The organism is Pantoea sp. 9140 (assembly GCF_000745295.1).
Lineage (GTDB): Bacteria > Pseudomonadota > Gammaproteobacteria > Enterobacterales > Enterobacteriaceae > Pantoea > Pantoea vagans.
In genome coordinates, this window is sequence record NZ_JQNO01000001.1 from 3,528,933 (window position 1) to 3,547,409 (window position 18,477).

The 18,477-nt window shown below is 55.9% G+C and carries 16 protein-coding genes; 6 read left to right on the forward strand and 10 right to left on the reverse strand.

The annotated features are described in order from the left end of the window. Positions 1–19: 19 nt before the first annotated feature. The 5 genes from glgP to glgB form a co-directional block, all read right to left on the reverse strand. A complete protein-coding gene (gene glgP / locus FA92_RS16435; protein WP_013359317.1) occupies positions 20–2,467 on the reverse strand; it encodes a glycogen phosphorylase in 2,448 nt (815 codons plus the stop codon). 19 nt (positions 2,468–2,486) lie between these two features. Beyond that, positions 2,487–3,920 carry a glycogen synthase GlgA gene (gene glgA / locus FA92_RS16440; protein ID WP_013359318.1) on the reverse strand — a complete coding sequence of 478 codons (1,434 nt, stop codon included), beginning with the start codon at positions 3,918–3,920 and terminating at the stop codon, positions 2,487–2,489. Positions 3,921–3,983: 63 nt separating this feature from the next. Then, positions 3,984–5,276 carry a glucose-1-phosphate adenylyltransferase gene (glgC, locus tag FA92_RS16445; RefSeq protein ID WP_013359319.1) on the reverse strand — a complete coding sequence of 431 codons (1,293 nt, stop codon included), beginning with the start codon at positions 5,274–5,276 and terminating at the stop codon, positions 3,984–3,986. A gap of 10 nt (positions 5,277–5,286) precedes the next feature. Next, a complete protein-coding gene (gene glgX / locus FA92_RS16450) occupies positions 5,287–7,269 on the reverse strand; it encodes a glycogen debranching protein GlgX (protein WP_033784189.1) in 1,983 nt (660 codons plus the stop codon). Next, positions 7,266–9,449: a 1,4-alpha-glucan branching enzyme gene (gene glgB, locus FA92_RS16455; RefSeq protein WP_033784191.1), complete on the reverse strand. Its 2,184-nt coding sequence runs from the start codon at positions 9,447–9,449 to the stop codon at positions 7,266–7,268. Before glgB ends, glgX begins: the two co-directional genes overlap by 4 nt. Positions 9,450–9,670: 221 nt before the next feature. Between glgB and FA92_RS16460 the strand changes: the two genes are divergently transcribed. Further along, positions 9,671–9,943, forward strand: a complete 273-nt coding sequence (locus tag FA92_RS16460; RefSeq protein WP_033784193.1) for a hypothetical protein — start codon at positions 9,671–9,673, stop codon at positions 9,941–9,943. A gap of 415 nt (positions 9,944–10,358) precedes the next feature. Here FA92_RS16460 and asd read toward each other — a convergent pair whose 3' ends face one another. Next, a complete protein-coding gene (gene asd, locus FA92_RS16465) occupies positions 10,359–11,468 on the reverse strand; it encodes an aspartate-semialdehyde dehydrogenase (protein ID WP_013359322.1) in 1,110 nt (369 codons plus the stop codon). A 217-nt stretch (positions 11,469–11,685) separates the two neighbouring features. Between asd and FA92_RS16470 the strand changes: the two genes are divergently transcribed. The 4 genes from FA92_RS16470 (at position 11,686) to FA92_RS16485 (ending at position 13,725) form a co-directional block, all read left to right on the forward strand. Next, the gene (locus FA92_RS16470; protein WP_013359324.1) at positions 11,686–12,279 is read left to right on the forward strand and encodes a YhgN family NAAT transporter; all 594 of its coding nucleotides are present in this window, start codon (positions 11,686–11,688) and stop codon (positions 12,277–12,279) included. A 128-nt stretch (positions 12,280–12,407) separates the two neighbouring features. Then, entirely contained in the window at positions 12,408–12,989 is a 582-nt protein-coding gene (locus FA92_RS16475; RefSeq protein ID WP_013359325.1) for a hypothetical protein, read from the forward strand. Next, on the forward strand, positions 12,986–13,411 hold the full coding sequence (locus FA92_RS16480; protein WP_013359326.1) for a hypothetical protein: 426 nt from the start codon (positions 12,986–12,988) through the stop codon (positions 13,409–13,411). Before FA92_RS16475 ends, FA92_RS16480 begins: the two co-directional genes overlap by 4 nt. After that, a complete protein-coding gene (locus FA92_RS16485) occupies positions 13,408–13,725 on the forward strand; it encodes a DUF805 domain-containing protein (RefSeq protein WP_081463855.1) in 318 nt (105 codons plus the stop codon). The genes FA92_RS16480 and FA92_RS16485 overlap by 4 nt, the downstream gene beginning before the upstream one ends. Positions 13,726–13,749: 24 nt before the next feature. Here FA92_RS16485 and gntU read toward each other — a convergent pair whose 3' ends face one another. The 4 genes from gntU to FA92_RS16505 form a co-directional block, all read right to left on the reverse strand. After that, entirely contained in the window at positions 13,750–15,090 is a 1,341-nt protein-coding gene (gntU, locus tag FA92_RS16490; RefSeq protein WP_033784194.1) for a gluconate transporter, read from the reverse strand. Between the two features lie 2 nt (positions 15,091–15,092). Continuing rightward, complete coding sequence (gene gntK, locus FA92_RS16495) at positions 15,093–15,629, reverse strand: gluconokinase (RefSeq protein ID WP_033784195.1); 537 nt, start codon at positions 15,627–15,629, stop codon at positions 15,093–15,095. 140 nt (positions 15,630–15,769) lie between these two features. Beyond that, positions 15,770–16,765 carry a gluconate operon transcriptional repressor GntR gene (gene gntR, locus FA92_RS16500; RefSeq protein ID WP_033784196.1) on the reverse strand — a complete coding sequence of 332 codons (996 nt, stop codon included), beginning with the start codon at positions 16,763–16,765 and terminating at the stop codon, positions 15,770–15,772. 102 nt (positions 16,766–16,867) lie between these two features. After that, complete coding sequence (locus FA92_RS16505; RefSeq protein ID WP_013359331.1) at positions 16,868–17,563, reverse strand: pirin family protein; 696 nt, start codon at positions 17,561–17,563, stop codon at positions 16,868–16,870. Positions 17,564–17,911: 348 nt separating this feature from the next. On the opposite strand from FA92_RS16505, the gene FA92_RS16510 reads away from it, so the two are divergent. Further along, a complete protein-coding gene (locus FA92_RS16510; protein ID WP_033784198.1) occupies positions 17,912–18,406 on the forward strand; it encodes a GNAT family N-acetyltransferase in 495 nt (164 codons plus the stop codon). Positions 18,407–18,477 lie beyond the last annotated feature (71 nt).

The following is an 18,477-nucleotide window of genomic DNA, read 5'->3' on the forward strand; positions in this document are numbered from 1 at the left end:
AAGGCGTACTGCCCGGACCCTACAGCCTTATTGGTGTAATGTTCCAGATCTCATCGGCGTACTCCTGAATGGTACGGTCCGACGAGAAGTAGCCCATGCCGGCGATATTTTTCGCTGCGCGGCGCTGCCACTCATCCGGTTTACGATAGAGCGCATCCACCTTATCCTGGGTATCCACATAGCTGCGATAATCCGCCAGTAACTGGTAGTGATCGCCGAAGTTAACCAGAGAATCGAACAGATTGCGGTAGCGACCCGGATCCTGCGGGCTGAATACGCCAGAGGCAATCTGAGTCAGCACCTGATGCAGCTCATCGTCCTTTTCGTAATAGTCACGCGGGTTATAGCCGCCCTTACGCAGCGCTTCGACCTGCGGCGTGGTATTACCAAAGATAAAGATGTTCTCTTCCCCGACGTGATCCAGCATCTCAACGTTGGCGCCATCCAGCGTACCGATCGTCAGCGCACCGTTCAGCGCAAACTTCATGTTACTGGTGCCGGACGCTTCCGTCCCTGCGGTCGAGATCTGTTCAGAGAGATCGGCCGCCGGGATAATGATCTGCGCCAGGCTCACGCTATAGTTCGGGACGAAGACCACCTTCAGTTTGTTCTTCACCTGCGGATCGTTGTTGATCACATTCGCGACATCGTTGATCAGATGAATGATGTGCTTGGCGACGTAATAAGCCGACGCTGCTTTACCGGCAAAGATATTCACGCGCGGCACCCAATCCGCCTGCGGATCGGCCTTGATACGGTTGTAACGGGTGATCACATGCAGCACGTTGAGCAGCTGACGTTTGTACTCGTGAATACGCTTGATCTGTACATCAAACAGCGCGTTCGGGTCGAGCACCACATCCAGATTCTTCGCTACCCAGTCGGCCAGCCGACGCTTGTTCTGATGCTTGGCAACCGCGACTTTTTCGATAAACGCCGGATAGTCGATCTGGGCTTTCAGCTCATCCAGCTGGCTGAGATCGGTACGCCAGTTGCGACCAATCTCCTCATCCAGCACCTCTGACAGCGCCGGGTTCGCCAGCGCCAGCCAGCGACGTGGAGTGACGCCGTTGGTTTTGTTGCAGAAGCGGCCCGGGAACAGACGGGAGAAGTCGGCAAACAGTGACTGCACCATTAAATTGGAGTGCAGCTCTGACACGCCATTCACTTTATGACTGACGACGACGGCCAGCCAGCCCATGCGTATCCGGCGTCCATCGTTTTCGTCGATGATCGAAATGCGCGACAGCAGATCCAGGTCATCAGGATAGTGATCCTGAATCGTCTTGAGGAAGAAGTCGTTAATCTCGAAAATGATGCTGAGGTGGCGCGGCAGGATCTTACCGATCATATCGACCGGCCAGGTCTCGAGCGCTTCGGTCATCAGCGTATGGTTGGTATAGGAGAAGACCTGACAGCAGACGTCGAAAGCGCTGTCCCAGCTGAATTTATGTTCGTCAATCAGCAGGCGCATCAGTTCGGGGATCGCCAGCACCGGATGGGTATCATTCAAGTGAATGGCGATCTTGTCCGCCAGGTTGTCCCAGGTCTGGTGCATCCGCCAGTGGCGATTCAGGATGTCCTGCACGGTCGCGGAGACCAGGAAATATTCCTGACGCAGACGCAGCTCACGGCCTGAATAGGTGGAGTCATCCGGGTAGAGCACGCGCGACACGTTTTCAGAGTGGTTTTTATCTTCCACCGCCGCAAAATAGTCACCCTGGTTGAACTTGCCGAGGTTGATTTCGTTGCTGGCCTGCGCACCCCACAGTCTTAGGGTATTGGTGGCATCCGTGTCGAAGCCCGGAATGATCTGGTCATAGGCCATCGCCAGGATCTCTTCGGTCTCCAGCCAGCGCACCTTCGTGCCTTCATGCTGAACGCGACCGCCAAAACGGACTTTGTAACGGGTATTGAAACGCTGGAATTCCCACGGATTACCATATTCGAGCCAGTAATCCGGCGACTCTTTCTGCTCACCTTCCACGATGTTCTGTTTGAACATGCCGTAATCATAGCGGATGCCATAACCGCGGCCCGGCATGCCCAGCGTCGCCAGCGAATCGAGGAAACAGGCCGCCAGGCGACCCAGACCACCGTTGCCCAGCCCCGGATCGTTCTCCTCTTCCATCAGCTCGGCCAGATCCAGACCCATCTCATCCAGTGCCTGGTTGAGATCGTCATAGATCCCCATCGCCAGCAGCGCATTCCCTAACGTGCGGCCCATCAGGAACTCCATCGACAGGTAATAGACCTGGCGGACATCCTGAGAGAGCTGAGCACGGCTGGAACGCAGCCAGCGCTCCACCATCCGGTCGCGCACTGCCAGCAGCGAGGCGTTGAGCCACTCGTGCTTATTGGCGATCGAGGGATCTTTGCCGATAGTGAACATCAGTTTGTAGGCAATCGAATGCTTTAAGGCATCAACCGTCAACGTTGGTGAGGCGTAAGTGAAAGGTGCATTCATATCCAGTTTTCCCAATCCGTTACATCAAACGTTGGTAGAGATCACGGTAGGCTTGTGCGGCCACCTGCCAGCTAAAGTCCATGCCCATCGCCTGACGCTGAACGTAACGCCACAGTGAAGGACGGGACCACAACACAAACGCGCGCCGGATGGCCCGCAACAGCGACCAGGCATTGGCATCTTCAAAGCTGAAGCCACTGGCGATACCGTCGGCCAGGTTCTCCAGAGAGCTGTCATTGACGGTATCTGCCAGCCCGCCGGTGCGGCGCACTAACGGCAACGTACCATACTTCAGGCCATAAAGTTGAGTCAGGCCGCAGGGCTCAAAGCGACTCGGCACCACGATCACATCCGCGCCACCGACAATGCGATGGGAGAACGCTTCGTGATAGCCAATCTGCACACCCACGCTGCCCGGATGCTCCGCCGCTGCCGCCAGGAATCCCTGTTGCAGCTCGGCATCACCCTGTCCCAGCAGCACCAGCTGTCCGCCCTGCGCCAGCAGGCCAGGCAGCGCTTCCAGCACCAGGTCCAGGCCTTTCTGTTTAGTCAGTCGGCTGATCACGCAGAATACCGGCGCTTTATCATCCACCTTCAGCCCCATCGCCACCTGCAGCTGCCGTTTGTTTTCCGCTTTCGCTTCCAGCGTGTCGCGGTTATAGCGCGCACTCAGCAGCAGGTCGTGCGCCGGGTCCCAGATAGAGGGATCGACGCCATTGAGGATCCCGCTAAGACGGCCTTCCCGCATCCGCTGCGCCAGCAGGCTTTCCATGCCATAAGCAAATTCGGCAGAGGTAATTTCATGAGCGTAAGTCGGGCTCACCGCCGTAATGTGGTCAGCGTAAAAGAGTCCCGCTTTCAGGAAGGAGATCTGACCAAAGAACTCCAGCCCATGCATGTTAAAGAACGACCACGGCAGGCCAATCTCATCCATGTGATGCGCCATGAACAGCCCCTGGTATGCCAGGTTATGTACGGTGAAGACGGATTTAGCCGGACGACCACGCGCTTCCAGATAGGCGCAGGTCAGGCCAGCATGCCAGTCATGCGCATGCACGATCTCAGGACGCCACATAGAGTCCATGCCGCACGCCAGTTCACAGCCGACCCAGCCCAGCAGCGCAAAGCGCAGATAGTTGTCGACATATGCAAACTGCGACTCGTCATGGTAGGGACTGCCGGGACGATCGTAGAGGCCGGGCGCATCAATTAAGTAAATGCCCACACCATTAAATTCACCAAATAGCAGACGTATATGACCGGCAAATGTCTCTCGCTCCGTCACTACCTGGAGATCGGGTATGCCTTTGCGCAATGCGGGAAAAGCGGGCAACAATACCCGTGTATCCGTGCCGCCCGCAATCTGCGCCTGAGGTAATGCCCCGACTACATCAGCCAGTCCGCCCGTTTTCAGCAGCGGGAAAAGTTCTGAACAGACATGTAAAACCTGCATCCTCGACCTCATTAAGTTATCCGGCACGCTCCGCGTGCCGATTGCGTAAGTTCCGCTTATCGCTTACAGCCCCGCTTTGGCCAGCCTTGCCAGCATGGCGCGGGTGACCAGTACGATCCCTTCATCCGAACGGTGAAACCGGCGACTGTCTTCATCGGGGTTTTCGCCAATAACCATGCCCTCCGGCAGTTCGCAGGCGCGATCAATCACACAGCGACGCAGGCGACACGATCGGCCCACTACCACATCAGGCAACAGTACAGTTGAATCAATATTGCAAAACGAGTTAACGCGGACGCGTGGGAACAGCACGGAATTGACCACCACCGAACCGGAGATGATGCAGCCGCCCGATACCAGTGAGTTCATGGTCATCCCGTGACTGCCGGAACGATCCTGAACAAATTTGGCCGGCGGCAGCGGCTCCATGTGAGTACGAATCGGCCAGGTGACGTCATACATATCCAGCTCAGGCATCACCGAGGCCAGGTCAAGATTGGCGCGCCAGTAAGCTTCCAGCGTTCCGACGTCGCGCCAGTAAGGCGGCGCATTGTCATCGTTCTGGACGCAGGAGAGCGCAAAGGAGTGCGCATAGCCTTCGCCGCTTGCCACGATTTTCGGCAGGATATCTTTGCCGAAATCATGGTTAGAGCCTGGCGTCTGCAGATCCTCCTCCAGCAGCTCATAGAGATAGTCCGCGTTAAACACGTAAATCCCCATGCTGGCGAGCGACTGCGTGTCATCACCCGGCATGGTGGGCGGTTTCGCGGGTTTCTCCACGAAGTCGATCACCATGTTATCTTCGTCCACCGCCATCACGCCAAAGGCCGTAGCCTCATGTACCGGCACCGGTAAACAGGCGATGGTACATTTCGCCTCGTTCACCACGTGATCCAGCAGCATGCGTGAATAATCCATCTTATAAATGTGGTCCCCGGCAAGGATCACGATGTACTGCGCCTGATAGCGGCGAATTACATCAAGGTTTTGCGTCACGGCATCAGCCGTTCCGCGATACCACTGTTCGGTCGAAAAGCGCTGCTGCGCTGGCAGCAAATCGACAAACTCATTCATCTCTTCATTGAAGATCGACCAGCCACGCTGGATATGCTGAGTCAGGGTATGAGACTGATACTGGGTAATCACGCCAATCCGTCGGATACCGGAGTTGACGCAGTTGGAGAGGGCAAAGTCGATAATGCGGAACTTGCCGCCGAAATGCACCGCCGGTTTAGCACGTTTGGCCGTTAAATCGACCAGGCGCGTGCCGCGTCCGCCGGCAAGGATCAGAGCAACCGTCTGTGTAGGGAGCTGGCGGGCCAGCATCAGGTGATCTGTTCTATCTAACTTAACCATGTCTGACTCCTTATGATTGCTTTTGGAACACGCACACACCGTGTGCGGGACCATGCCAGACAGTTAGCAGGATGGGGTTATCGTCCCCGGCGAAAGGAGGAAGGGCACGCCATTCTCCGTCTGGTAACACGATGTCATTCACCGTATCCGTGGCGTTTATTGTTATTAACCAGCGGCCGGACAGCAGGATCTGCAATCTGTGCATCCCCTGTGCCCATTCATCGTGTTGCAGTGGCTGGCCACCGGCATTGAGCCACTGCACATTGCCGTCACCGTCCTGCCACCAGCGATCTGCGGTCAGCGCCGGAATGCGCTGGCGCAGAGCAATCAGTGCTGCGGTGAATCCGACTAATCCCTTCTCATCCGCCTGCCAGTCAAGCCAGCTCAGGGCGTTATCCTGACAGTAGGCGTTGTTGTTGCCGCGCTGCGTATGGCCGCGCTCATCGCCGGCCAGCAGCATTGGCGTGCCCTGTGACAGCAGCAGCGTCGTCAGCAGTGCCCGCACGCTGCGGCGGCGGCGTTCGATCACGTCAAAGCTGACGTTCAGCCCCTCTTTGCCGTGGTTGTGGCTGTAGTTATCACCGTGGCCATCGCGGTTATCTTCCCCATTCGCTTCGTTGTGTTTACGTTCGAAGCTCACCACATCCCACAGCGTAAAGCCGTCATGGGCGGTGATCAGGTTAACCGTGGCGTGTGGCGGCCGGTCATCATGCTGATAGAGATCGCTGGAGGCGGCAAAGCGCCGGACGAACTCGCCATTGCTCAAGCCGCCATGCAGCCAGTAACGACGCGCGGTGTCGCGAAACTTATCGTTCCATTCGGCAAACGGTGGCGGAAAACGGCCAACCTGATAGCCGTCAGGGCCGATATCCCAGGGTTCTGCAATCAGCTTGACCTGAGAGAGCAGTGGACAGGCGCTTATCGCCTCAAAAAAGGGTGCATCACGCTGGTAATCGGGTGTGCGGCCCAGAACCGGCGCAAGGTCAAAGCGGAAGCCGTCGACATGGCAGACGCGCACCCAGTAGCGCAGCGCCTCTAAGGTCCACGCCATCACCTGCGGATGGTGGATATTCAGCGTGTTGCCGCAGCCGGTCCAGTTCTGATAACCGCCCTGCTCATCGAGCCAGTAGTAGCTGGCATTGTCGATACCGCGCATCGAGATCGTCGGGCCAATCTCGTCCAGTTCGGCAGTGTGGTTGAACACCACATCCAGTAGTACTTCAATACCCGCGGCGTGCAGGCTCTTGACCGCCTGCTGAAACTCCTGCAACGGCGTCACACCCGGCTGACCGGAGGCGTAACGGGGATCCACCGCCCAGAGCGCAAAAGGGTTATAACCCCAGTAGTTGCTCAGGCCAAGCTGCAGCAATCGCGGTTCGCTGGCGAAGTGGGCCACTGGCAGCAGCTCAAGAGTGGTAATTCCCAGCTTGCGCAGGTAATCCACCATAACAGGATGACCCAGCGCCGCGTAAGTCCCGCGCAGCGTTTCCGGAATTTCCGGATGCTGCTGCGTCAGGCCGCGCACATGGGCTTCATAAATTACCGTGTTGCCCCAGGCCGTACGTGGCGCGACATCGCCCTGCCAGTCAAAATCTTCGGCTACCACCACACATTTAGGCGCAATCGCGGCGTTGTCATGCGGATCGGGCTGCGCTTCGCCGCCCTGAAACAGCGGGTCATCCGGAACATCGCCTTGCACCGCGCGGGCGCAGGGGTCAACCAGCAGCTTTGCCGGATTAAAGCGATGTCCCTGCTGCGGCGACCAGGGGCCATAAACCCGGTAGCCGTAGCGCTGTCCCGGTTTTAACGCCGGAACATAACCGTGCCAGATATCCCCACTGCGGCCAGGCAGGTCAAGACGCTGTTCTGCGCCCTGTTCATCAAACAGGCAGAGCTCTACGCGCGCAGCATGCTGTGAGAACAGAGTGAAGTTAACGCCTTTGCCATCGTAACTGGCACCCAGCGGTTCGGGATCGCCGGCAGTAATGGTCATTCAGCCTCCCGCACCAGCCAGACTGTTGCCAGCGGCGGCAGATTGAGACTCAGCGACTGCGGTCGTCCGTGACTCTCCTGCTCATCGGTATGCACCCGATGAATGCGCACGTCACTGCCGTGATACTCGTGCTGATCTGTGTTCAGCACTTCACGCCAGTAGCCAGGCTGATTAACGCCAAAGCGATAGCCCGGACGCGCCACCGGGGTGAAATTGCTGATGACGATCACTTCGTTGCCTTCACGGTCGCGGCGGACAAAGGCGAAGACGGAGTGTTCCGCATCGTTCACCACCAGCCACTCAAAGCCTGCCGGATCAAAGTCCAGCTGATGCAGCGGTGTGTAGTGCTGATAGGTGTGGTTGAGGTCGCGCACCAGACGCTGAACACCGTGATGCCAGTTGTCATCCCCTTCCAGCAGATGCCAGTCCAGGCTGACGTCGTGGTTCCACTCGCGGCCCTGAGCAAATTCATTGCCCATGAACAGCAGTTTCTTGCCCGGGAAGCCCCACATCCAGCCGTAGTAGGCACGCAGGTTGGCGAACTTCTGCCAGGCGTCGCCCGGCATACGATCGAGAATCGAGCGCTTACCGTGCACCACTTCGTCATGCGACAGCGGCAGCACAAAGTTTTCGGTGTAGTTGTACATCATGCCGAAGCTCATCAGGTTGTGATGGTGCTTGCGGTAGATGGGATCGACCTGCATGTAGTCGAACGTGTCGTGCATCCAGCCCAGATTCCATTTGAACCAGAAGCCCAGCCCGCCGCCTTCGGTCGGACGTGTCACGCCAGGATAGTCGGTGGACTCTTCAGCCATGGTTACCGACCCGGACGCGACGGTGCCGAGCGTGCGGTTGGTGTAACGCAGAAATTCGATCGCTTCGAGGTTCTCACGGCCACCGAACTGATTCGGCACCCACTCCCCTTCGTTACGGCTGTAATCGCGGTATATCATCGACGCCACCGCATCCACGCGCAGGCCATCAATGCCAAAACGTTCGGTCCAGTAGAGCGCATTGCCCGACAGGTAATTGCTTACTTCGCGGCGGCCAAAGTTGTAAATCAGGGTGTTCCAGTCCTGATGGAAGCCTTCACGCGGGTCGCTGTGCTCATAGAGCTGCGTGCCGTCGAAGCGCGCCAGACCGAAATCATCGCTGGGGAAATGACCCGGCACCCAGTCGAGCAGCACGTTGAGGCCCGCTTCATGGGCGGCGTCAATAAAGGCGCGGAACTCATCACGGGTTCCAAAACGGCGGGTCGGTGCATACATGCCTAGTGGCTGATAGCCCCAGCTGCCATCAAACGGATGCTCGTTGATCGGCAGCAGTTCGATATGGGTAAAGCCCATCTCTTTAACGTAAGGCACCAGCTGTTCAGCCAGCTCTTTATAGCTCAGCCAGAAGTTGTTGTCGGTGTGACGACGCCAGGAGCCCAGATGCACTTCATAGATGGAGATGGGCGCGTCAAAACCGTTGGCGGCTTTACGCTCCTCTTTCATCTCAACCGGCTCTGGCAGGCCACAGATCATCGACGCAGTTTGCGGGCGCATCTGCGCTTCAAAGGCGTAAGGATCCGCTTTGATGCGCAGTTCACCATTGGCATCGATAATTTCATATTTGTAGAGCTGACCGTTGACCGCGCCCGGTACAAACAGCTCCCAGATGCCCAGTTCCTGACGCAGGCGCATCGGATGACGGCGGCCATCCCAGAAGTTGAAGTCACCAACCACTGAGACGCGACGGGCGTTGGGTGCCCAGACGCAGAAGCGGGTACCGAAGACGCCATCGATGACGTCGCCATGCGCGCCCAGCGTCTCGTAAGGACGCAGGTGTGTTCCTTCCGCCAGCAGCCACAGATCCATCTCCTGCAGCAGCGGGCCAAAGCGATAGGCATCATCGACCAGATTTTGCTGGCCGTGCCAGTTCACCGCCAACTGGTAGCGGAAATGATTTTTACGGCGTGGAATGACGCCACTGAAGAAGCCGCGTGCATCCTCGCACACCAGCTGGGCCAGTTTACGCCCGGTGGAGGTTTCAATGACCCACACTTCGAGCGCTTCGGGGAGCAATGCCCTGACTTCCAGGCCTTGCTGAGTTCGGTGCATCCCTAGTAACGAAAAAGGGTCGGCATAATTACCCGCAAACAGGGCATTGATCGCATCGCGATCGGGAAGCTCTGACATGACTTTCTTCCTGTGATAATTGGCAGCCGAAATGAACGCAACATAGCCTGTCACGCTTCACCTGCGCTGCTCTTCATTGAGCCATACGTACAACGACAAAGAAGTCAGGCCATTCCGTGGGAAAATTTTTTTGCCGTGTACCACAACCATTTAGTCCGGAAAGCACAAGAGTGACCTGTGGCACATCATGGTTAAATCATAGCTTGGTCGCGGCAGTTGCCATGGACTTAAGCAAAATATTCTTTAGCGATCGGCAAAAAAGGGAAGCTGATCACTTAGTAAGCGAAACGGCAGGCTATTTCCCATACGAAACAGACAAAAAAGGCCGGTTAAATCCGCGGATTAGTGTCATTTATGCTGCCCGGCGTGTCCGGATGAAAGACGCTGCATTCTTCACCGGACTGGAACATCGTCTCTGCCGCCGGACAATGTCAGAAACCGGTGTGATGAGCGCAGACGGTGATGGAGAAAAGCTACCTGATAACTTGTTGTAAAGCGATGGTTAACGACATGTTTATAATCGGCTTAGCGATAAGAGCAGATAATGGCCAGGACACAGGGCACCTGTACTTCATCCTGCTCAGCATCTTCGTGTCGCCTGCTCTGTATCACAGGCAGAGTAACATTGTCGTTATGACTCAACGCCCTGACTGCACAGACACTTTGTAAGGATGCAAAAAGAATGGGTTATCGAAAAACAGGTTAAGCACGCCATACAGCCAGACGCCAGTCATCAGTGGCCCTACAAGCCATGAAGTACAGAGCGGTATGTTGCTTAAAACGCAATAACACCATTCCAGGCCAGTCAGCAAAAAAGCCCGCAACCATCAATGATGATTACGGGCTTTCATATAGCCATCCGATCTTTTTGTCTTATCCGATTGGCATGACTCAGGCGATGTTTGCTGGTTAGTTGGTCAGCAACCGCAGCATGCGACGCAGCGGTTCGGCAGCGCCCCATAACAGTTGGTCGCCTACCGTGAAGGCGGAAAGGTACTCCGGCCCCATGTTCAGTTTACGCAGACGGCCAACCGGCGTGGTCAGCGTGCCGGTCACGGCGGCAGGCGTCAGTTCACGCATCGTCAGCTCGCGATCATTCGGCACCACTTTGACCCACTCATTATGGGAGGCCAGCAGCTGTTCGATTTCAGCCAGTGGCAGATCGCGTTTCAGCTTCAGGGTAAACGCCTGGCTGTGGCAACGCAGCGCGCCGACGCGCACGCATAATCCATCAACCGGGATGACCTTAGAGGTGGCGAGGATCTTGTTGGTCTCCGCCTGGCCTTTCCACTCTTCGCGACTCTGACCGTTTTCCAGCTGCTTGTCGATCCACGGAATCAGGCTGCCCGCCAGCGGGACGCCGAAGTTGTCGGTTGGTAAGGTGCCGGAACGGGTGAAGTCGGTCACGCTACGCTCGATGTCGAGGATGGCGGAAGCCGGGTTCTGCAGCGCAGGCGCAACGTGATCGTGCAGCATGCCCATCTGGGTCAGTAGTTCGCGCATGTGGCGCGCACCGCCGCCAGAGGCTGCCTGATAGGTGGCAACCGAGGCCCACTCCACCAGATCCTGCGCAAACAGGCCGCCCAGCGACATCAGCATCAGGCTGACGGTACAGTTACCGCCGACAAAGGTTTTGATGCCACGGTCAATGCCCTGGCGAATCACAGCATGGTTGACCGGATCGAGAATGATGATGGCATCATCCTTCATGCGCAGCGTAGAGGCCGCATCAATCCAGTATCCCTGCCAGCCGCTGGCGCGCAGCTTTGGATAGACGTCACTGGTGTAGTCGCCGCCCTGGCAGGTGATAATGATATCCAGCGCGCGCAGCGCTTCAATATCAAACGCATCCTGCAGGGTGCCCTGCTGTTTGCCCGCAAACGCGGGTGCCGCCTGACCATGCTGCGACGTCGAGAAGAAGACCGGATTGATTGCATCAAAATCACGCTCTTCACTCATGCGGGACATCAGCACTGAGCCGACCATGCCGCGCCAACCAACAAAACCTACATTCTTCATGTCGTGTCCGTCTAAGGCAGTTACACCTGCTTTTCATTTCAGAGGAGAGAGCCGCGTGCTATTTTCACGCCGCTCTGCGTAATAATAGGATTTACCTGTGTCCCCTCACTCTACAAAATGCAGGCCGGGTAGCAAGTGAATTAATTCGATTACGCTAACTTTTTCAGCAGCGTAACTAATAACTCCGCTTTTTCGCGAACAACATGGCGCAAAACCGATGACTGAAATGATTTCGGCAACAATATTATTGTTGTTAATTATGGATCCACTGGGCAATCTGCCGATTTTTATGTCGGTTTTAAAGCATCTGGAGCCGAAACGGCGGCGGGTGGTGCTAATCCGTGAAATGCTGATTGCCCTGATCATCATGCTGCTGTTCCTGTTTACCGGCGAACGCATCCTGGCGTTTTTGAATCTGCGCACCGAAACCGTGTCGATTTCTGGCGGGATCATCCTGTTTCTGATCGCCATCAAGATGATTTTCCCGTCGGCTGAAAGCAGCAGTTCTGGCTTACCGGCGGGCGAAGAACCGTTCCTGGTGCCACTGGCGATTCCACTGGTGGCCGGGCCATCGCTGCTGGCCACATTGATGCTGCTGTCGCATCAGTATCCGCATCAGATGTCGCATCTGGTGGGTGCGCTGCTGATCGCATGGGGCGTAACGGTCGCTATTCTGCTGATGTCAGGTCTGTTCCTGCGTCTGCTGGGCGATAAGGGTGTGAATGCGCTGGAGCGTCTGATGGGATTAATACTGATTATGCTGGCAACCCAGATGTTCCTGGATGGCATTCGCGCTTATCTGAAGTTGTAAGCACACCTTTGTCTCTTTACCCTGCCAGGCCGGCAGGCAGCCACATTAATCCAGCCTGTTTATCACAAAGTCACAGCGTTGAAATGAACAATAATATTTATATAATGCTGTAAAAAAAGGAGGTTTCTATGGCGGGCAGTATCGAAAATTATGCCGGGACAGGCGTCTTTATTATCGTTGAGCGGCTTTACAGCAGGGATGGGCCGAACTGGCACGGTGTTGGCGCCTCCATGATGCAGATTCACAAAATGGTTTACCAACTTTATCATAAACAAGATGTTTATCTGGAAGGCGAGAAGATCGAACCCGACAGCGCGACGGTTTGGCAGCGTTTAAAAATCCTGTTTGGCGCGGATTTAGTGCAGAAAAATGCAGCCGATAACAAGATCTGCTTTTCCCTCGACTACGCAGGTTCCCGCTTTGTCACTACGCCTTTATCAGGTATCGACTCAAAAAGAATCCCGGATTTTTTGACCAGAGAATATACCCTGCCTGGCCGCAACGTGCTGGCGTTTGGCAGCGATCCTTTTCCGCATGTTGGCCTTTATGGCCGTTCAGATGCCCGCTTTGTGATGGCGGAGGGCGGTAAAGGTGACCCGACCGCCGCCGCGAAATACGATGCAAAAAGTAAACAGCTGGTGATGGTGGACCCCGGAAAAGAGCTGCCGCAGCTGATGCAGCGTTTGAAAACCTGGAGGGAAATGCAATGAGATTGTTATTACCCTTTTTTTTCGGCGCGCTCTATCTGATTACAGGTTACTTCTCCCTTCAGGAAGTCCTGCAGTATGCCAACAGCGGGCATTCAGGGGTGATCACAGATATGCGCAGTTATCTGGTTGCCCCGCTACTCTGCGCGCTGTTCTGGCTGCTGGTTTATCTGGTAGCCTGGTGGGGTTTCAGAAAAATTGCCTTCCTGTCCGTAGCTAAAGAAACAGCCTTTCAGGCGCTATTCTTTCTGGCAAATATCTTCTGTTTAGCTGGCTTAACCGTATTATCCGTCTCGGGACAGAAAGCGGCGTTGAATGACGTGCAACTGATGCAGGTTGACGTTACTGATTTTGCCTGGGTTTACTTACTTGCCGCCGCCATTACGCTGGTTAGTTTTGCGCTGATAAGAAGAAAATGGGCATGAACAGGCTGCTGCAGATTATCAAAAGCTGTCTGCTGCGCACGTTTAACTATCAAGGGCGTGAAGGAAGGACGAGCTATTTTATTTTCCTGCTGTTCCAACTGGTCTGGTTCTGCAGTTATCTGCAATGGTTAACCGGGCCAGAGCATGAAATAGGCTTAACCGCGCTGCTGCTGTTTATTTTGCCTGTTTTTTCCTGCGGAGTGAGGAGAATAAATGACGCAGGCTATTCACGCGGCGTCATTGTCCTTTTGGTGGTAGCGCCTTATTTGCTGTTCCCTTTTTTACTCTTCCCCCGCTCGCGGGAAAAAACCTGACGGGCAGATAGCCCGTCAGGTTGGTCAGGAAAGCAGTTCGAATGCAATCATCCCGACGATCGCGCCCACGGTGCCGAGAATGGTCTCCATCAGCGTCCAGGTCTTCAGCGTTTCCGCTTCGCTGGCCCCGGTGAAGCGGCCAAACAGCCAGAAACCGGCATCGTTTACATGACTGATGATGATAGAGCCACCGCCGATGCAGATCGACAGCGCCGCCAGTTGCGCACCGCTGTAATGCAGCGGTTCAATCACCGGCATGATTAGCCCGACGGTGGTCAGACAGGCGACCGTCGCCGACCCCTGAATCACCCGCACCGCGCCCGACAGAATAAAGCAGGCCAGCGCGATCGGCAGACCCGCGCCGGTCAGCGCATTGCCCAGCACCGGCCCTACGCCGGAATCCACCAGCACCTGCTTAAATACACCACCCGCGCCAATCACCAGCAGGATAATTCCGGCCGGTTGCAGCGCGCTGCCGCACACCTGCATCACCCGCTCTTTATCCATACCCTGACGGTAAGCCAGACCATAAATCGCGACCAGCAGCGCCAGCAGGATGGCGGTGAAAGGATGGCCGATAAATTCCAGCCACTCGTACAGCGTGGTGCCTTCGGTCGTGAAGCGTGCGCCGATGGTTTTCAGGCCGACCAGCACCAGCGGGAACAGGATCAGTGAGAGGCTGAAGCCAAACGACGGCAGCTTGCTCTCATCGACATCCGGCTGATGATCTTCCGGCGGTGCGCTGAACGTCACGTGATTGCCGATAAAGTTGCCAAACAGCGGCCCGGCAATCAGCATGCCCGGGATCGCCGCGCAAAGACCCAGCAGGATCATCCAGCCAAAGTCCGCGTGCATCTGTGAAGCCAGCAGCATCGGAGCCGGTCCGGGCAGCAGGAACGCCGCCGACGCGGCCACACCGGCAAACAGTGGAATGACCAGCTTCACCAGATTGCCGCCGGTACGCCGCGCCACCGCAAACGCGATGCTGATTAACAGCACCACCGCCACCTCAAAGAAAAGCGGCAGCGCGCAGATCAGACCGGCAATCCCCATTGCATAATGGGCGCGGCTCTGACCAAAGGTTTTCAGCATCCGGATGGCGATCTGATCCACGGCGCCGGTTTCATGCAGGATTTTGCCGAACATCGCGCCCAGCGCGACCACAATGGCAAGGAAGCCGAGCGTGCCGCCCATCCCCTTCTGCATGGTTTCCGCGATTTTGTTCAGTGGCATGCCGGAGAATAGCCCGGCACCGATGGAGACTAACATCAGCGCGACAAAGGCGTGCATACGGGCCTTCATCACCAGAAAAAGCAGCAGCAGGACGGAGCCTGCTGCGGTCAAAACGAGTGTTGCGGTATTCATCTCTAATCCTGGCTGATAGCGTCCTGGATAGTCGCAACCGTAGCCGCCACCACCTCGTCCAGTGAATGCGCGATATCCACGACCAGGACATCCGGCTCATCACTGCCCGGCTCTTCCAGCGTGGCAAACTGGGTGACCAGCATTTGCGGCTTGAAGAAGTGGCCTTTACGCGCCTTCAGGCGGGCTTCGATGGTGTCAAAATCGCCTTTCAGGTAAACGAAACGCAGGTTATCGTTGCCCTGACGCAGAATGTCGCGATAACTTTTTTTCAGAGCTGAGCAGACAATGATGGAGATCGCCTGGGTGCGCTGCATGGCAAACGCGGCATCGTTCAGCGCCTGTAACCACGGCTGGCGATCGCTGTCATCCAGCGGATGACCATCGGCCATCTTCAGGATGTTGGCGCGCGGGTGGAGAAAATCACCGTCAAGAAAAGCGGTATTCAGCTGGTGAGAGACCTGGTTGGCGACAGCAGACTTTCCGCTGCCTGAAACGCCCATCAGGATAAAAACGTGATGCGACGGGGATTGCGTTGTCATTTTTCTGCTCCGGCAGGTGAGAATTTGCCAATGTTACCGATAACAATGTCGTTTCTCATTCTCCTGGCCGGTTAACAGCCTGGCAACCTTTTTACCAGAAAAAGCATGAAAGTGTGAGCTGACTCATAAAAACATCACAATCAGATGCTGCCACCTTCACTGATCTCAAAACCGATATCCCGCAGCGGATCATCACTGCTCTCACCGGCAATGCGCGCCAGCAACATCGCCGCCGCTTCACGTCCCATGCGGTCGCGCGGCGTCAGCACTGTCGCCAGCTGTGGTGTGACGACCTGACTGATATCATGGCCGTGAAAACCCGCTATCGCCATCTGAGTGGGTACCTGCAATCCCTGGCGCTGGCACTCAAACATCGCGCCGACCGCCAGGTCATCATTGGTACAGAACAGGCTATCCGTTTCAGGATAGAGACGTTGTGCTTCACGCAGCAGATCGCCACCGGCGCTGAATGATGAGGCATCCTCCATCATCACGCTGTGCGGCATCAGACCCGCTTCGCGCATGGCGATTTCATAACCGCGCTGCTTTTGCAGCGTGCGTTCATCAAGGCGTGCGCCAAGGTAGACGGTGTGACGATGGCCTTTGCTGAGGATTGCCTGTGTCATCTGCCGGGCCGCTTCGACGTTATCAAAGCCGACCGCCATGTCTAGGCAGGGTGTAACGCTGTCCATCACCTCAATCACCGGAATACCGGCCACTTCCAGCATACGCAGCGTGCCTGGCGTGTGGGTGCGTTCGGTGAGGATAACGCCATCGATGTTCCAGCCCAGCAGCGAGCGCAGTTGCAGCTCCTCTTTTTGCGGGTTGTAACCAAAGTGGGCGACCAGCGTCTGATAGTTGGCTTCGTCAGTGACGGCTTCAATGCCGCGCAATACGTCAGCAAAAACCTGGTTGGTGAGCGACGGCAGCAGCACACCGATGGCACGGCTGGTCGCGTTAGAAAGCATATCGGGGGCGCGATTGGGGATATAACCCAGCTCATCCAGTGCCACTGCAATCTTGTCCCGCAGGGCAACAGAGACCTGCTCAGGATTACGCAGGTAACGGCTGACGGTCATTTTAGTAATGCCGACGCGATCGGCAACGTCCTGTAATACCGGTCTTTTCTTCTTCATCGTAGCGCCTGGGATCGCCCTGAAAGCTAAAGTACGATGAGTCTATCACTTTTCTGTCACAAAATTCCTAACCGGGCGCGACGAGGCGCGCCCGTTATCTGCTTAGACAGGTGGCAGATCAAACAGCAGGACTTCGGCCGCCGAGCTGGCTTCAATCGTCAGCGCGCTTTCGTCCCAGATCGCCAGGGCGTCGCTGGTGGTGACCGCGTTGCCGTTAACGGTAACATCACCTTTCACGACCTGAATCCAGATACGACGTCCCGCATCAATCGCAACGTTATCCTGCTCACCGGCAGCCAGTACCCAGCGCGACAAGGTCATGTCCTGATAAACTTTCAGCGACCCTTCACGGGCATCCGGGCTTAACACCAGCTGGCGTCCCTGCACATCCGGGAAGCGGCGCTGATCGTAGCGTGGCTCAATACCGGTACGCTCAGGAATGATCCAGATCTGATAGAGGTGCAGCGGTTCGCTTTCGCTGGCGTTGTACTCAGAGTGACGCACACCGGTGCCGGCACTCATGATCTGGAACTCCCCTGCCGGGATCTGCTCTTTGTTGCCCATGCTGTCCTGATGCTCAACCGTACCGGAAAGCACGTAGGTCAGGATTTCCATATCTTTATGCGGATGGGTGCCAAATCCCTGACCGCCATCGATCACATCTTCATTGATGACCCGCAGCGCGGAGAAACCCATGAAGTTCGCATCGTGATAGCTGGCGAAAGAGAAGGTGTGCCAGCTATCCAGCCAGCCATGGTTTGCGTGACCGCGTTCTTCAGCTTTGCGTACATAGATCATGTTCAAATCTCCTCAATGTTTTTTATAGTGTGTCCCTGAGGCGGTTTGATTGATAGCTGAAAAACTTCACTCCTCTGTTCAAATTCATTGAATGATCGTGCAGGAGTGGCTGAAAAGCATTGAAGGAGAGCAGGCAAAAAAAAAGCCAGCATCTAAGCTGGCGAAATAATACTGGAAGCAATGTGAGCAATGTCGTGCTTTTCCAGGCTGTCGGGCGACCTCCCGGAAACGCATGGCAATAATAATCATTATCATTCGCGTCTGTAAAGTCATTTTCACTTTTTTAGCTTGATTAATGATCTGAATACCTTGATGTTTAAAAGGTTTTTATGGGCTAAAGGAGCGATCATGAGTGAAATAGTTGTCCGCCACGTCATGCCAGAAGATGCTGCTGCGCTGCACAGGATCTACAGTCAGCCAGATACCCAGGCCAGCACGCTGCATCTGCCTTACTCATCACTACAGATGTGGCAGACCCGCCTCGCTTCGCCACAGCCCCATTCACATCTGCTGGTGGCCTGTATTGATGAGGACGTAGTCGGTCAGTGTGCACTGCACGTAGAAGAGCGCCCCAGACGCCGTCACGTCGCCTCGTTAGGGATGGGCGTGGATGAGCGTTACCGGCAGCGAGGCGTCGGCACTGCACTCATGCGTGAAATGGTCTCGTTGTGCGACAACTGGCTACAGGTGAGCCGGATGGAGCTGACGGTGTTCGTCGATAATGGCCCGGCCATCGCCCTGTATCAGCGTTTCGGTTTTGAGATTGAGGGAACGGCTAAAGGATTCGCCATACGGCACGGTGAACTCATCGACGCGCATTATATGGCGCGGGTTAAAGCCTGACGTGTGATGATGAAAAAGGTCACCTGCTGGTGCCCTTTATGCTGAAAACCCTGGCACGGTTCGCTGTCAGT

Coding starts and splice junctions, on each gene's coding strand:
- FA92_RS16510 (WP_033784198.1), top strand. CDS start 17,912: ATGAGTGAAATAGTTGTCCGCCACGTCATGCCAGAAGATGCTGCTGCG.
- asd (WP_013359322.1), bottom strand. CDS start 11,468: ATGAAGAATGTAGGTTTTGTTGGTTGGCGCGGCATGGTCGGCTCAGTG.
- glgC (WP_013359319.1), bottom strand. CDS start 5,276: ATGGTTAAGTTAGATAGAACAGATCACCTGATGCTGGCCCGCCAGCTC.
- gntR (WP_033784196.1), bottom strand. CDS start 16,765: ATGAAGAAGAAAAGACCGGTATTACAGGACGTTGCCGATCGCGTCGGC.
- gntU (WP_033784194.1), bottom strand. CDS start 15,090: ATGAATACCGCAACACTCGTTTTGACCGCAGCAGGCTCCGTCCTGCTG.
- glgB (WP_033784191.1), bottom strand. CDS start 9,449: ATGTCAGAGCTTCCCGATCGCGATGCGATCAATGCCCTGTTTGCGGGT.
- FA92_RS16475 (WP_013359325.1), top strand. CDS start 12,408: ATGGCGGGCAGTATCGAAAATTATGCCGGGACAGGCGTCTTTATTATC.
- FA92_RS16480 (WP_013359326.1), top strand. CDS start 12,986: ATGAGATTGTTATTACCCTTTTTTTTCGGCGCGCTCTATCTGATTACA.
- FA92_RS16485 (WP_081463855.1), top strand. CDS start 13,408: ATGAACAGGCTGCTGCAGATTATCAAAAGCTGTCTGCTGCGCACGTTT.
- glgA (WP_013359318.1), bottom strand. CDS start 3,920: ATGCAGGTTTTACATGTCTGTTCAGAACTTTTCCCGCTGCTGAAAACG.
- glgP (WP_013359317.1), bottom strand. CDS start 2,467: ATGAATGCACCTTTCACTTACGCCTCACCAACGTTGACGGTTGATGCC.
- FA92_RS16460 (WP_033784193.1), top strand. CDS start 9,671: ATGGACTTAAGCAAAATATTCTTTAGCGATCGGCAAAAAAGGGAAGCT.
- FA92_RS16470 (WP_013359324.1), top strand. CDS start 11,686: ATGACTGAAATGATTTCGGCAACAATATTATTGTTGTTAATTATGGAT.
- FA92_RS16505 (WP_013359331.1), bottom strand. CDS start 17,563: ATGATCTATGTACGCAAAGCTGAAGAACGCGGTCACGCAAACCATGGC.
- gntK (WP_033784195.1), bottom strand. CDS start 15,629: ATGACAACGCAATCCCCGTCGCATCACGTTTTTATCCTGATGGGCGTT.
- glgX (WP_033784189.1), bottom strand. CDS start 7,269: ATGACCATTACTGCCGGCGATCCCGAACCGCTGGGTGCCAGTTACGAT.